This window comes from Streptomyces pyxinae (assembly GCF_024756275.1).
Lineage (GTDB): Bacteria > Actinomycetota > Actinomycetes > Streptomycetales > Streptomycetaceae > Streptomyces > Streptomyces pyxinae.
In genome coordinates, this window is the sequence record NZ_JANUGQ010000009.1 from 74,602 (window position 1) to 88,340 (window position 13,739).

At 73.2% G+C, this 13,739-nt stretch carries 11 protein-coding genes and 1 pseudogene; 4 read left to right on the top strand and 8 right to left on the bottom strand.

Features of this window, described 5'->3' with window-relative positions:
• Positions 1–124 precede the first annotated feature (124 nt).
• The 6 genes and pseudogenes from NX801_RS12850 to NX801_RS12875 form a co-directional block, all read right to left on the bottom strand.
• Positions 125–1,543 carry an NAD(P)/FAD-dependent oxidoreductase gene (locus NX801_RS12850; RefSeq protein ID WP_258787730.1) on the bottom strand — a complete coding sequence of 473 codons (1,419 nt, stop codon included), beginning with the start codon at positions 1,541–1,543 and terminating at the stop codon, positions 125–127.
• 34 nt (positions 1,544–1,577) lie between these two features.
• Positions 1,578–2,468, bottom strand: coding sequence for an ABC transporter permease (locus NX801_RS12855; RefSeq protein WP_428986133.1), 891 nt, complete (start codon positions 2,466–2,468; stop codon positions 1,578–1,580).
• Positions 2,468–3,391, bottom strand: a complete 924-nt coding sequence (locus NX801_RS12860; protein WP_258787732.1) for an ABC transporter permease — start codon at positions 3,389–3,391, stop codon at positions 2,468–2,470. The genes NX801_RS12855 and NX801_RS12860 overlap by 1 nt, the downstream gene beginning before the upstream one ends.
• A 119-nt stretch (positions 3,392–3,510) precedes the next feature.
• Positions 3,511–4,644 (bottom strand): annotated as a pseudogene (locus tag NX801_RS12865) (ABC transporter ATP-binding protein); the annotation flags it as partial.
• 456 nt (positions 4,645–5,100) lie between these two features.
• A complete protein-coding gene (locus NX801_RS12870) occupies positions 5,101–6,348 on the bottom strand; it encodes an ABC transporter substrate-binding protein (protein WP_258787734.1) in 1,248 nt (415 codons plus the stop codon).
• 44 nt (positions 6,349–6,392) lie between these two features.
• On the bottom strand, positions 6,393–7,898 hold the full coding sequence (locus tag NX801_RS12875) for a gamma-aminobutyraldehyde dehydrogenase (RefSeq protein ID WP_258787735.1): 1,506 nt from the start codon (positions 7,896–7,898) through the stop codon (positions 6,393–6,395).
• A gap of 235 nt (positions 7,899–8,133) precedes the next feature.
• Between NX801_RS12875 and ybiA the strand changes: the two genes are divergently transcribed.
• Positions 8,134–8,682: a riboflavin biosynthesis intermediates N-glycosidase gene (gene ybiA / locus NX801_RS12880; RefSeq protein WP_258787736.1), complete on the top strand. Its 549-nt coding sequence runs from the start codon at positions 8,134–8,136 to the stop codon at positions 8,680–8,682.
• Positions 8,683–8,950: 268 nt separating this feature from the next.
• Here the strand turns inward: ybiA and NX801_RS12885 are convergent, their stop codons facing one another.
• Entirely contained in the window at positions 8,951–9,769 is an 819-nt protein-coding gene (locus tag NX801_RS12885; RefSeq protein WP_428986134.1) for a DUF4190 domain-containing protein, read from the bottom strand.
• A gap of 489 nt (positions 9,770–10,258) precedes the next feature.
• On the opposite strand from NX801_RS12885, the gene NX801_RS12890 reads away from it, so the two are divergent.
• From NX801_RS12890 to NX801_RS12900, 3 genes are all read left to right on the top strand, one after another.
• Positions 10,259–11,284, top strand: coding sequence for an adenosine deaminase (locus NX801_RS12890; protein ID WP_258787894.1), 1,026 nt, complete (start codon positions 10,259–10,261; stop codon positions 11,282–11,284).
• A 173-nt stretch (positions 11,285–11,457) separates the two neighbouring features.
• On the top strand, positions 11,458–12,159 hold the full coding sequence (locus NX801_RS12895) for a glycerophosphodiester phosphodiesterase (protein ID WP_258787896.1): 702 nt from the start codon (positions 11,458–11,460) through the stop codon (positions 12,157–12,159).
• Positions 12,156–12,929: an SAM-dependent methyltransferase gene (locus tag NX801_RS12900; protein WP_258787737.1), complete on the top strand. Its 774-nt coding sequence runs from the start codon at positions 12,156–12,158 to the stop codon at positions 12,927–12,929. The genes NX801_RS12895 and NX801_RS12900 overlap by 4 nt, the downstream gene beginning before the upstream one ends.
• Before the next feature lie 102 nt (positions 12,930–13,031).
• On the opposite strand, the gene NX801_RS12905 is transcribed toward NX801_RS12900, so the two are convergent.
• Positions 13,032–13,568 carry a hypothetical protein gene (locus tag NX801_RS12905; RefSeq protein WP_258787738.1) on the bottom strand — a complete coding sequence of 179 codons (537 nt, stop codon included), beginning with the start codon at positions 13,566–13,568 and terminating at the stop codon, positions 13,032–13,034.
• Positions 13,569–13,739: the final 171 nt, after the last annotated feature.

The following is a 13,739-nucleotide window of genomic DNA, read 5'->3' on the forward strand; positions in this document are numbered from 1 at the left end:
CAGCATGAAGTGGTGAAGAGGGATCACAGGGGCGCACGGCGGGGCGCACGCGCACCCGCTCCCGGTTCCCCGGAGTCAGGCGCCCTCCCGCGCGCCCCCGCCTCCGCGGGGAGGGCCCGTCGGATCAGCTGTCGAAGCCCAGTCCGAAGCGGTCCATCGCCCGCAGCCACAGATTGCGCCGGCCGCCGTTGGCGTCGGCACGGGCCAGCGACCACTTGGTGATCCCGATGCCCGCCCAGGCGATCGGCTCCGGCGGGAACGGCAGCGGCTTGGAGCGCACCATGGCGAGCGAGGTCCGCTCGGTCCGCTCCCCCGCCAGCAGGTCCAGCATCACATCGGCGCCGAACCGGGTGGCCCCGACGCCGAGACCGGTGTAGCCGGCCGCGTAGGCGACCCGGCCGCCGTGGGCCGTGCCGAAGAAGGCGGAGAAGCGGGAGCACGTGTCGATGGCGCCGCCCCAGGCGTGGCTGAACCGGACACCGGCCAGCTGCGGGAAGCAGCGGAAGAAGTGCTCGGCCAGGGTGAGGTACGTCTCCGGGCGCTGGTCCAGCTCGGCGGTGACCCGGCCGCCGAACCGGTAGATCGCGTCGTACCCGCCCCAGAGGATCCGGTTGTCGGCGGAGAGCCGGAAGTAGTGGAACTGGTTGGCGCTGTCGCCCATGCCCTGCCGGTTCCGCCAGCCGACGGAGGCGAGCTGCTCGTCGGTGAGCGGCTCGGTCATCAGGGCGTAGTCGTAGACCGGGACGGTGTAGTGGCGCAGCCGCTTGACCAGCGACGGGAAGACATTGGTGCCGAGCGCGACCTGCCGGGCGAGCACCCGCCCGTACGGAGTGCGCACGGCCATCCCGCCGCCGGAGCGGACGAGTTCCTCGGCCCGGGTGTTCTCGTACATCCGGACGCCCAGCTCCTGGCAGGCCCGCTTGAGGCCCCAGGCGAGCCGGGCCGGGTTGAGCATGGCGACCCCGCGCCGGTCCCAGAGCCCGCCGAGGAAGGTCGGGGAGGCCACCTCGGCGCGGACCGCGTCCCGGTCCAGCAGCTCCAGGCCGTCGGTGAGGCCGAGCCGACCGGCCGCCTCGTACAGCTCCTCCAGCTCCGCCAGCTGGTGCGGCTCGGTGGCCACGTCGATCTCGCCGGTGCGCTCGAAGTCGCAGTCCATGCCGTACCGCTCGACGGCCGCCTCGATGGCGTCCAGATTGGCGGTGCCCAGCCGCTCCAGGGTGGACATCTCGTCCGGCCAGCGGCCCAGCCCGTTGCCGAGGCCGTGGGTGAGGGAGGCGGCGCAGAAGCCGCCGTTGCGGCCGGAGGCGGCCCAGCCCGCCTCCCGGCCCTCGATGAGGACGACGTCCCGCCCGGGGTCGCGTTCCTTGGCGAGCAGCGCGGTCCACAGTCCGCTGTAGCCGCCGCCGACGACCAGCAGGTCGCAGTGGTCGGTGCCGGTGAGGGCGGGCAGTGCTCCGGGCTTGCCGGGGTCTTCCAGCCAGAAGGGGACGGGCTGGGCGTCCGAGAGGGATTCGGCGGCACTACGCATGGCGGCTGGGGCCATGGCTTCCAACTCCTTAGGGGGAGAACCGGTGTGTCTACCGGGTCGCGGCGGTGCGCTTTCGCCGGGCGGCCACGAGCTGGCCGGCGACGACCACCAGCACGGCGAGGACGAACATCGCCGTACCGATGACGTTGATCTGCACGGGCGTACCGCGTTGTGCCGAGCCCCAGACGAACATGGGGAAGGTCACGGTGGAGCCCGCGTTGAAGTTGGTGATGATGAAGTCGTCGAAGGAGAGCGCGAAGGCGAGCAGCGCGCCCGCCGCGATGCCGGGGGCGGCGATCGGCAGGGTGACCCGGAGGAAGGTCTGCACCGGTCCCGCGTAGAGGTCCCGGGCGGCCTCCTCCAGCCGGGGATCCATGGACATCACCCGGGCCTTGACGGCGGTGACGACAAAGCTGAGGCAGAACATGATGTGGGCGATGAGCACCGTCCAGAAGCCCAGCCGCGCGCCCATGTTGAGGAAGAGGGTGAGCAGCGAGGCGGCCATGACCACCTCGGGCATCGCCATCGGCAGGAAGATCAGCGAGTTGATCGCGCCGCGCGCCCGGAAGCGGTAGCGGACCAGGGCGAAGGCGATCATCGTGCCGAGCACGGTGGCGCCCACGGTCGCCCAGGCGGCGATCTGGAGCGAGAGGCCGAGCGAGCCGCACAGATCGGCGACCCCGCACGGGTCCTGCCAGGCGTCGGTGGAGAACCGCTGCCAGGAGTAGTTGAAGCGCCCGTTCGGCTTGTTGAACGAGAAGACCATCACCACGACATTGGGCAGGATCAGGTACGCGAGCGTCAGCAGGCCCGCGAGGACGACCAGGTCGCGGCGGAGCCGGCGCACCGCGGCGCCCAGCAGGCCCGCCGGCTTCCCCGGGCTCTTCGGATCCTTCGGATCGTTCGGATCCTTCGGGCCCGTCGCATTCCTCGGGTTCATCAGACCAAGTCCTCCGTTCCGGCCCGGCGGATGTAGACGGTGACCATGGCCAGCACGATCGCCATCAGGATGAAGGAGAGGGCGGCGGCCGTCGGGTAGTCCAGCACCCGCAGGAACTGCGACTGGATGACATTGCCGATCATCTTGGTGTCGGTCGAGCCGAGCAGTTCGGCGTTGACGTAGTCGCCGCTGGCCGGGATGAAGGTGAGCAGCGTCCCGGAGACCACGCCCGGCAGGGAGAGCGGGAAGGTCACCTTGCGGAAGGTGGTGGCGGGCGAGGCGTAGAGGTCCCGCGCCGCCTCGTGCAGCCGGCCGTCGATCCGCTCCAGCGAGGTGTAGAGCGGCAGGATCATGAACGGCAGGAAGTTGTACGTCAGTCCGCACACCACCGCCAGCGGGGTGGCCAGCACCCGGTCGCCCTCGGTCAGCCCCAGCCAGTTGGTGACGTCCAGCACCTTCAGCGCGTCCAGCGCGGCGACCACGGCGGAATCGTCGGCGAGGATCGTCTTCCAGGCCAGCGTCCTGATCAGGAAGCTGGTGAAGAAGGGCGCGATGACCAGCACCAGGATGAGGTTGCGCCAGCGCCCGGCCCGGAAGGCGATGAGATACGCCAGCGGGTAGCCGAGCAGCAGACAGAGCAGGGTCGCCGTCCCGGCGTAGAGCAGCGAGCGGACGAATTGCGGCCAGTACTCGGTGAAGGCGTCCCAGTAGGTGGCGAAGTGCCAGGTGACCCGGAAGCCCTGCTCCAGGGAGCCGGTCTGCACCGAGGTGGACGCCTGGTAGACCAGCGGCAGCGCGAAGAAGACCAGCAGCCACAGGATGCCGGGGAGCAGCAGCCAGTAGGGGACCAGTCGCCTGCGGGCGGGCGCCCGGCGGGGCGGGGCGGGCTCGGCCGCCGGGGACTTCTCGGCGAGGAGGGTCACGGCGAGTCCTCCGCCCGCTCGGCACCCGCGATGTCCTGCCCGGGGCCCGCGGTGTTCCGCCCGGGGCCCGTCGCGGCGCCGGGTCCGGCGCCCGACCCCGCGCCCGCCGCCGTCTCCTGCTCGGTGCCCGCCGCGATGTCCTGGTCGGCGTCGAGGCCGAAGGTGTGGGCCGGGTTCCAGTGCAGGACCACCTCGGCGCCGGGGACCAGCCGGGGGTCGCGCTCGATGTTCTGCTCGTAGACCTGGAGGCCGGTACCGGCCGGGCCGTCCACCGTGTACTGGGTGGAGACGCCGATGAAGGAGCTGTCGGTGATCCGCCCGGTGATCCGGTTGCGGCCGTCGGGGACGGCACCGGCGTCGTCGGCGTGGCTGAGCGTGATCTTCTCCGGGCGGATGCCGACCAGCAGTCTCCCGCCGGGGCGCGCCCCCGCCGGACATCGCTCCCCGGGCAGCCGCAGCTTGCCGCCGCCGGCGGTGACCACGACCTCGCTGCCGGTCCCGGCCACCTCGGCCGGGATCAGGTTGGAGGTGCCGAGGAAGTTGGCGACGAAGGTGGTGCGCGGGTGCTCGTACAGCTCGGCGGGGGCGCCCAGTTGCTCGACCCGGCCGCCGTTCATCACCGCGACCGTGTCGGCCATGGTCATGGCCTCCTCCTGGTCGTGGGTGACATGGACGAAGGTGATGCCGACCTCCGTCTGGATGCGCTTGAGCTCCAGCTGCATCTGGCGGCGGAGCTTGAGGTCGAGGGCGCCCAGCGGCTCGTCGAGCAGCAGGACCTGGGGGTGGTTGATGAGCGCGCGGGCGACGGCGACGCGCTGCTGCTGGCCGCCGGAGAGCTGGTGCGGCCGGTGCCGGGCCTTGTCCCCGAGCTGGACCAGCTCCAGCATCTCCCCGACCTGCTTCTTCACCGACTTGAGGCCGCGCCGGCGGAGGCCGAAGGCGATGTTCTCGAAGATGTCCAGGTGCGGGAAGAGCGCGTACGACTGGAAGACGGTGTTGACCGGCCGCTTGTAGGGCGGCAGATCGGTGACGTCCCGGTCGCCGAGGTGGACGGTCCCGGTGGTGGGGTCCTCCAGCCCGGCGATCATGCGCAGGGTGGTGGTCTTGCCGCAGCCGGAGGCGCCGAGCAGGGCGAAGAAGGAGCCCTGCGGCACGGTCAGGTCGAGCGGCTGGACGGCGGTGAAGGAGCCGTACGACTTGCTGATCCCGGTGAGACGGACGTCCCCGCCGGTGTACGTGTCAGTGGTGGTCATGGGTGGCGGTCCCAGGGGTTCGGGGATGGGGGATCGGGAGGCTGGGGATCTGCTGTTCTCGGGGATCTGCTGGGGATCGGGGATCTGCTGTTCTCGGGTGTGGTGTCCTCTGGGATCGGGTGGTCGGGACGGGGGTCCCGGGTGCTCGGGGCGGGGTCCCGGCGGAGTGCGCGGGCCGGCGCCGGGCGGGGGCGGGCGGTCCGGGTGCCCGAGTGCGGCGCCGGTGCCCCCGGGGCGCGGGGGGCGGACCGGCACCCCGGGCCCGGGCGGCGGGCACTCGGGCCGCTGTCCCGGGCCGGGACCCCTGGGCCGGGTCACCCGGCGCCGGGACCCCTGGGCCGGGTCACCCGGCGCCGGGGCCCCGGGCCGGGTCGCCCGGACTCCGGGCCCGGACCGGCACCCCGGGGGCACGGGAGTCCCGCGTCCGGTCATCCGGCCGCGCCCCGGCCCCGGGGCTCAGGCGCCGATGAGTTTGGCGAACTTCTCCTCGTACGCGGTCTCCTCGGCGCTGCTCAGCGTGCGGAAGGCGTGCGACCTGGCCGCCATCGCCCTGTCGGGCAGGATCAGCGGATTCGCCGCCAGTTTCGGGTCCAGCTCGGCAAGCTCCTCCCGCACCCCGTCGACCGGACAGACATAGTTGATGTACGCGGCGAGCCGGGCGGCGACCGGCGGCCGATAGTAGTGGTCGATCAGCAGTTCGGCGTTCTTCTTGTGCCGGGCCTGCGCCGGTACCAGCAGATTGTCGGTGGAGGTGATGTAGCCGGCGGACGGGACCGAGAATCGGATGTCCGGGTTGTCCGCCTGGAGCTGGATCACGTCCCCGGCCCAGGCGAGACAGGCGGCCAGATCCCCCTTGTCCAGGTCGGAGGTGTAGTCATTGCCCGTGAAACGGCGGATCTGCCGGGTGTCGACGCCCTTGCGGAGCCGGCCGATCGCGGCGTCGTAGTCGGCGTCGGTGAAGTTCCCGGGGTCCTTGCCCAGGTCGAGCAGGGCCATCCCGACCGAGTCGCGCATCTCGGTGAGGAAGCCGACCCGCCCCTTGAGCCTCGGATCGTCCAGGAGCTGGCCGACCGAGTCGACCTTCCGGCCGCCGGTCGCCCTCACGTTGTACGCGATGACGGTGGAGATGCCGGTCCAGGGGTACGAGTGGGCCCGGCCCGGGTCCCAGTCCGGGCGGCGGAACTGCGCGGTCAGATTGGCGTAGGCGTTCGGCAGGTTGGCCGGGTCGAGCCGCTGCGCCCAGCCCAGCCGGATGATCCGGGCGGCCAGCCAGTCGGTGACACAGATCAGGTCCCGCCCGATGTCCTGGCCGGCCGCGAGCTGTGGCTTGACCTTGCCGAAGAACTCCACGTTGTCGTTGATGTCGGCGGTGTACTTGACCCTGATCCCGGTCCGCCGGGTGAACTCGCCCAGGGTCGGGTACGACTTCTCGTCGTCGCTGATGTCCATGTACTCGGTCCAGTTGGAGAAGGTCAGCGTCTTCTCCCGGTCCGAGTGGTCGGTGGAGGCCGGCCCCTCGCCCTCCCGCTTGGCGGGCGGGATGCCGCAGCCGCTCAGTCCTGCGAGCCCGCCGAGGGTGAGCGCGCCGGCCCCCGAGGCGCGCAGCAGCGCCCGGCGGCCGAGGGCTCCCCGGCCACCGGTCAGGCTGCGCCGCGCCGCGGCCAGCTGGGCCGCGGAGAGGCTTTCGGGCTCGTACTGCTCCATGCGCTGTGCCCCTTCGGACGGTTCGGCGGGTGGCGGGCCGGGGCCTAGCGGTCCCCGAAAATGGTGCGGTGCCAGTCCTTCGCGGCCACCGCGGTGTTGTCGTACATCACATGCTTGACCTGCGTGTACTCCTCGAATGAGTACAGTGACATGTCCTTCCCGAAGCCGGAGGCCCGGTACCCGCCGTGCGGCATCTCGCTGATGATCGGGATGTGGTCGTTCACCCAGACGCACCCGGCCCGCAGCTCCCGGGTGGCGCGGGCGGCCCGGTAGACGTCCCGGGTCCAGGCGGAGGCGGCGAGGCCGTACGGGGTGTCATTGGCCAGCGCCAGGCCCTCGTCGTCGCCGTCGAAGGGCAGCACCACCAGGACGGGGCCGAAGACCTCCGCCTGGACGATTTCGCTCTCCTGCGCGGCACCGGTGATCAGCGTGGGCCGGTAGTACGCCCCGGGCCCCTCGGGTGCCGAGCCTCCGGTGACCACGGTGGCGTAGCCGCGCGCCCGCTGGACGAAACCGGCCACCCGGTCCCGCTGGGCGTGGCTGATCAGCGGACCCAGGTCGGTGGACTCCTCGAACGGATCGCCCAGCCGGACGGTCGCCATCAGATCCGCCACCCCGGCCGTGAACGCCTCGTACAGCGGGCGCTGCACATAGGCGCGGGTGGCGGCGGTGCAGTCCTGGCCGGTGTTGATCAGGGCGCCGGCCACCGCGCCGTGCACCGCCGCCTCCAGGTCGGCGTCGTCGAAGACGACGAACGGCGCCTTGCCGCCCAGTTCCAGATGGAGCCGCTTGACGGTGGCCGTGGCCAGCTCCGCGACCCGCTTGCCGACGGCGGTGGAGCCGGTGAAGGAGGTCATCGCCACGTCCGGGTGGGAGACCAGCTGCTCGCCCGCGTCCCGCCCGGCCCCGTTGACGATGTTGATCACCCCGTCCGGGATGCCCGCCTCGGTGGCCGCCTCGGCGAAGAGCAGCGAGGTGAGCGGGGTGAGCTCGGCGGGCTTGAGCACCACGGTGTTTCCGGCGGCGACGGCCGGCAGCACCTTCCAGGCAGCCATCTGGAGGGGGTAGTTCCAGGGGGCGATCGAGCCGATGACGCCGATGGGTTCCCGGCGTACGTACGAGGTGTGGTCACCGCTGTACTCACCGGCCGCGCGGCCCTCCAGCTGGCGGGCGGCGCCGGCGAAGAAGGCCGTGTTGTCGATGGTGCCCGGCACGTCGAACTCCCGGGTCAGCCGCACCGGCTTGCCGCACTGCAGGGACTCCGCGAGGGCCAGCTCCCCGGCCAGCTCGGCCAGCGCCCCGGCGAACCGGTGCAGCGCCGCCGAGCGCTCGCCCGGGGTGGTGCCCGCCCAGCCGGGGAAGGCCGCGCGGGCGGCGGCGACGGCCGCGTCCACGTCGTCCCGGCCGGCCAGCGCGTAGGTGAGGACCCGCTCGCCGGTCGCCGGGTCCACCACGGCGTGGTCGCGCCCGGAGCTCCCCGGTCGCAGTCGTCCGCCGATGTACTGCGCCCCGGCCGTGAAGCGGTCCGGTACCCGGTAGCGGTTGCCCATGACGCTCTCCGTTGTCCCGGCCGGTGTCCCGGCCGTCGTCCCGAGTCTCGTCCCGACTCGCGTCCCGGCTGTTGTCCCAGCCCGAATTGAGTGCCGATCCTGACAGAGCACCCCGACACCAACAAGGGATTCCGTTGTTGCCTTTTGGTTACGCGACGGATTCGGTCGACCATCTGTCGGGTGCCCCGGCCCATTCCGGTACGGAGTGTCAGTGGCGGCTGCGAGACTCACGTGCATGGGAACGGTCCAGGAGCTGATCGAGCAGGTCAGCAGGGGTGAACGAGTCAAGTATCTGCACTTCTGGGGGCATACGCCCAAGCCGGACGGCACCCTCGGGGCGAGCTGTCTCAGCCAGTGGTGGCCGGCGCCGTTCACCGTGGACGGGGTGGAGTACCGGACGGCCGAGCACTGGATGATGGCCGAGAAGGCCAGGCTCTTCGGGGATCCGGAGGCCGAGCGGCAGGCGATCGGCGCGGAGCACCCGGCCGGGGCCAAGAAGGCGGGCCGGCTGGTCCGGGGGTTCGACGACGCGGTCTGGGAGCGGGAGCGGTTCCGGATCGTGGTCGCCGGCAGCGAGCACAAGTTCGGTCAGGACGCCGCACTGCGGGCGTTCCTGCTCGCCACCGGCGACCGGGTGCTGGTGGAGGCCAGCCCCCGGGACCGGATATGGGGCATCGGCCTCCCGGCCGGCGACGAGCGCGCCGCCGACCCCGCCCGGTGGCGCGGTGAGAATCTGCTGGGCTTCGCGCTGATGGCGGCCCGGGAACGGCTCCGCGCGGCCTGACCGGCGGCGGGCCCCACGGGGGTGGGCCCGCCGCCGCTCGACCGCCGCCGCCTCGACCGCCGCCGTCGCCTCGCCGGAGCCGGTTCGGACGGCGCCCGGACGGAGCCGGTCCGGAGACCGGGCCCAGGGGTCCGGTTCAGGGGCCGGGCCCAGAGGTCCGGTTCAGGGGCCGGGCCCAGAGGTCCGGTTCGGAGGCCGGGCCGCCGGGGCCCTGCTCCGGCGACCTGGCCCGGGGGCCCGGTTCAGGGGCAGAGCCCGGGGTCCCGCCTCAGTGGCGGCCGACGCCCAGCGAGGTCGCGGAGGTCGAGTACGAACTGTCGTCGCCGACCGTCGTCCCGGTGCCGTTCCGGTCGCCCTGGACGACCGCCCAGACGATGAGCGACAGGATGACGGTGCCGATCACGATGCCGACCGCGCCCAGCACGATCCCGGCCGTGGCCATGGAGCCGTTGTTGGCCTCGCCCCGGTTCACCCGCTTGCGGCCGACGATGCCGAAGATCAGCGCGAGGATGCCGAGCAGGATGTTGAAGCCGTAGAGGCAGAAGCCGACCACGGAGATGATCCCGAGCACCAGCGCGGCGGTGCCCATGCCGTTGTTGGTCTGGTTGCCCCAGCCGCTGGCCTGGTTGCCCCAGCCGGGCTGGGGATAGCCGCCGGCCGCCGGATAGGCCGGGTAGCCGGGGTGCCCCGGACCGCCGAAGCCGGTCGGCCGCGGGGGCGTTCCGGTCGGCGCCGGATAACCGTACGGGCCCGGCGCGGGCTGGGCCGGGCCGCCCGGAGCGATCGGTGGCGGCGGTACGGCGCCGCCGATCGCGGTCGCGCCGCCCGGAGCGGCACCGGGGCCCCCGGGGTACGCCGGACCCGCGCCCGGGCCGTTCCCCGGACCGGGGCCGCCGGCCGGGGGCGGCCCGGCGGACGGCATGGAGGTGACGGTCTGCTGGTCGTGCACCGGCGGCGTCGGGCCCGGGGGCTTCCCCAGGTTCACCCGCTCCCCCTGCCCGTCCGGGTGCTGCTGTCCCTGCCCGCCCCCGGGCGTCCGGCTGCCGGGCGCGGCCCAGGGGTCGTTCGGCTGGCTCGTCTCTGACATGGGCCTCCCCGTTCGTCTCAGGTCATGCTAACGGCCGCCCCAGGCCCCCCGTCCGGCCCGGTCCGGCGCCCCGTCAGCTCCCCGGCCCGACCGGCATGGACCGGCCCCAGCACCTCGCGGAAGGCCGCCCGGGCCGCCCGGGCCGGGCCCATGGCCCGCACCGGGCCCGGGCTCACGGCCGGACCCGCCGTCCGCGTCCGACCGGTCGATGTCCCCACGTCCGCCCGGGCCGGACCCGCCGCGCCCGGTCCATGGCCGACACCCGGCCGGCGCGCTGCGGCCGGACCCGCCGTCCGCACGGCCGACCCGCGCACGCCCGGCCCGCGGCCCGCGCGCGGGGCGGGCGCTCGGGCGGTTGTCCCGCCGCCCCGGGTGCGGCCTACCATGACCCCCTTGCCCGGTCCCGCCCCGGCCACGGCGGTCTTCCGCCAGGGGCGCCGGACGGCCGGACCCGCCCCGGACCCCGTTGGAGGAGCCTCCCCGATGACGATGCCCGACTTCCACCCCTTCATCGCGGGGCTGCCCAAGGCCGAACTCCATGTGCACCACGTCGGTTCCGCCTCTCCGAGGATCGTCGCCGAGCTGGCCGCCCGGCACCCCGGCTGCCGGGTGCCGGCCGACCCCGAGGCGCTGGCCGAGTACTTCACCTTCACCGACTTCGCGCACTTCATCGACGTGTATCTGACGGTGGTCGACCTCATCCGCACCCCGGAGGACGTCCGGCTGCTGACCTACGAGGTCGCCCGGGACATGGCGCGGCAGAACATCCGCTACGCCGAGCTGACGATCACTCCGTTCAGCTCCACCCGGCGGGGCATCGACGAGAAGGCGTTCATGGCGGCCATCGAGGACGCCAGGACCGCCGCCGAGCGCGAACTGGGCGTGGTGCTGCGCTGGTGCTTCGACATCCCGGGCGAGGCCGGTCTGGAGGCGGCCGAGGAGACCACCCGGCTCGCCCTGGACCTGCGCCCCGAGGGCCTGGTCTCGTTCGGGCTCGGCGGACCGGAGATCGGGGTGCCTCGCCCGCAGTTCAAGCCGTACTTCGACCGGGCCCGGGCGGCCGGGCTGCACTCGGTGCCGCACGCCGGTGAGACCACCGGACCGGGCACCATCTGGGACGCGCTCAACGAGCTGGGCGCCGAGCGGATCGGCCACGGCACCAGCGCGCCCCGGGACCCCCGGCTGCTGGAGCACCTGGCCGAGCACCGGATCGCCCTGGAGGTCTGCCCCACCTCCAACATCGCCACCCGGGCGGTGGCCGAGCTGGACCGGCACCCGATCCGGGAGATGGCGGCGGCCGGGGTGCCGGTCACCGTCAACTCCGACGACCCGCCGATGTTCGGCACCGACCTCAACACCGAGTACGCGGTGGCCGCGCGGCTGCTCGGGCTGGACGAGCGGGGCATCGCCCAGCTGGCCCGCGACGCGGTCGAGGCGTCCTTCCTGGACCCGGCCGGCAAGGCGCGGCTCACCGCCGAGATCGACGCCTACACCGACGCATGGCTCCGGGGCTGATCCCCCCGGGAGGCCCGGGAGGCACAGAAGACGCGGGTTCCCCGGTCGGCCCGGTCGGCCCCGACGGCCCCGACGGCCCGGAATCCCCGGGCGCCCTGGACGTCCCTGTCGGCCCCGGTGGCCGGGAAGCCCCGTACGCGCCGGGGACGGGAAGAATGGACGCCATGCGTGCCATGCGTACCGTCACCGTCGTGGGCCACCGGGGCGACCCGTACCGGGTCCGGGAGAACACCGTCGGCTCCGTCCGCTCGGCGGTGGCGCGCGGCGCGGACGCCGTCGAGGTCGATGTCCGCCTCACCCGTGACGGCGTCCCGGTGCTGCTGCACGACGACACCCTCAAGCGGCTCTGGGGCGTGGACCGGCCGCTGGACCGGCTCACCCTGGCCGAGGTGCGCCGGCTCACCGGCCCGGCGGGTGTACCGACGCTGGCCGAGGCGCTGGCGGCGGCCGGTGGGCACCGGCTGATGCTGGACCTGCCGGGCGCGACCGAGGCGTCGGTGCGCGCCATCGTGGGCACGGTGCGCGAGTGCGGCGCGGCCGAGCGGGTCTACTACTGCTCCGGCGCCGCCGCGATGCTGCTGGTCCGGGCGGCGGACCCGGCCGCCGAGATCGCGCTGACCTGGACCACCCTGGCGCCGCCGCGCCCGGTGCTGCTGGACGCGGTGGCGCCGCGCTGGCTCAACTACCGCTTCGGGCTGGTCGGCCGGGCCCTGGCCGACCGGGTCCACCGGGACGGGCTGCTGGTCGCCGCCTGGACCGCCGACACCCGCCGGTCCATGCGTAGGCTGATCTTGAGCGGGGCGGACTCGATCACCACCAATCGCGTGGACGCCCTCGCGTCCGTACTGCGCCGCGGGAAGGAACACCGCACGTGAACGACAGAATCCGCACCGACATCGCCCACAACGCCCGGGTCTGGAACTTCTGGCTGGGCGGCAAGGACAACTATCCCGTCGACCGGAAGGTCGGGGAGAGCGTCACCGGCATGTATCCGAGCATCGGCGAGGTGGCCCGGGCCGACCGGGCCTTCCTGGGCCGGGCGGTCACGTATCTGGCGGGCGAGGCCGGGATACGCCAGTTCCTGGACATCGGTACCGGTCTGCCGACCGCCGACAACACCCATGAGGTGGCCCAGCGGGTGGCCCCCGACGCGCGGATCGTCTACGTGGACAACGATCCGATCGTGCTGACCCACGCCCGGGCGCTGCTGACCAGCTCCCCGGAGGGCGTCACCGAGTACATCGACGCCGACGCCCACGATCCGGAGAAGATCCTCGCCGCCGTCTCCCCCACCCTGGACCTGGACCGTCCGGTGGCGGTGATGATGCTCGGCATCCTCAACTTCGTGCTCGACACCGACCGGGCGCGGTCGATCGTCCGGACGCTGATGGACGCGGTGCCGTCCGGCAGCCACCTGGTCCTCACCCATCCGACGCTGGAGCTGGGCGGCGAGGGGAACGAGGAGGCGATGGAGTTCTGGAACAAGAACGCCACCCCGCCGATCCGGGCCCGCAGCCGGGCGGAGTTCGCCTCGTTCACGGACGGCCTGGAGCTGCTGGAGCCCGGCATCGTCTCCTGCGCCTCCTGGCGCTTCGCCCCCACCACCGAGGTCGCCCAGTTCGGCGCGGTGGCCCGCAAGCCGTAACCGCGCCCGGGTGGACGGAGCCGTACACGCGGGTTCGTACGGCTCCGGCCCGGGTGCGGTCCCCCTCCGGCGTCCCGGCGCCCCGGCGCCCCGGCGTCCCGGTCAGGCGGCCGGGAGCATCCGGGGGCCGATCGGGGCGGTGAGGGCGGCCAGGCGCTTGACGAGGCGGTGGACGATGAGCAGCGGCACCACCCCGAAGACCCCGAAGGACATGTCGATCAGCGTCCAGCCGAAGGGGATGTCCCGGATCCGGCCGCAGATCAGGGCGAGCGGGATGATCCCGGCGCAGGCGATCATGCCGAACTCGACGACCCAGATGTTCCGGACCGGGTCGCGGTAGGGGCCGTAGAAGGCGACCGCGATCACCAGATGGGCGAAGGCCAGCCAGTCGTTCCCGTACAGGAGGAAGGGATGGCGGCCGTCGGCGGCGTCCAGCCCCTCGCCCACCCGGAGCATCCACTCCCGGAGACCGGGGAAGGCGTCGGCGAGGAACGACGCCCAGCCGCCGTTCAGGGCGTCATTGGCCACGCGTACCTCGGTGACGAGCGGAAAGGCCGTCAGGCCGCTCAGCACCAGGCAGACGATGAAGAAAACCAACCACACGCGTATGCGCCGCAGCAGGGCGCCGGTCTCGCTCATGATCGGCAGCGTACGCCGGGGTTTACCCGCCCTTTACGCGGGGTCCCCGCCGGGCGCCCCGGGTCCCCGCCGGCCGCGCACGGCCGCCGGGGCGGGCCGGAGGTGATCCGGCCCGCCCCGGTGGATCCGCGGTGCGGGGTCCCCGGCCGGGACCGCCCGGCCGGGGTGGCA

Coding starts and splice junctions, on each gene's coding strand:
- NX801_RS12850 (WP_258787730.1), bottom strand. CDS start 1,543: ATGGCCCCAGCCGCCATGCGTAGTGCCGCCGAATCCCTCTCGGACGCC.
- NX801_RS12855 (WP_428986133.1), bottom strand. CDS start 2,468: ATGAACCCGAGGAATGCGACGGGCCCGAAGGATCCGAACGATCCGAAG.
- NX801_RS12870 (WP_258787734.1), bottom strand. CDS start 6,348: ATGGAGCAGTACGAGCCCGAAAGCCTCTCCGCGGCCCAGCTGGCCGCG.
- NX801_RS12875 (WP_258787735.1), bottom strand. CDS start 7,898: ATGGGCAACCGCTACCGGGTACCGGACCGCTTCACGGCCGGGGCGCAG.
- ybiA (WP_258787736.1), top strand. CDS start 8,134: ATGGGAACGGTCCAGGAGCTGATCGAGCAGGTCAGCAGGGGTGAACGA.
- NX801_RS12885 (WP_428986134.1), bottom strand. CDS start 9,769: ATGTCAGAGACGAGCCAGCCGAACGACCCCTGGGCCGCGCCCGGCAGC.
- NX801_RS12890 (WP_258787894.1), top strand. CDS start 10,259: ATGCCCGACTTCCACCCCTTCATCGCGGGGCTGCCCAAGGCCGAACTC.
- NX801_RS12895 (WP_258787896.1), top strand. CDS start 11,458: ATGCGTACCGTCACCGTCGTGGGCCACCGGGGCGACCCGTACCGGGTC.
- NX801_RS12905 (WP_258787738.1), bottom strand. CDS start 13,568: ATGAGCGAGACCGGCGCCCTGCTGCGGCGCATACGCGTGTGGTTGGTT.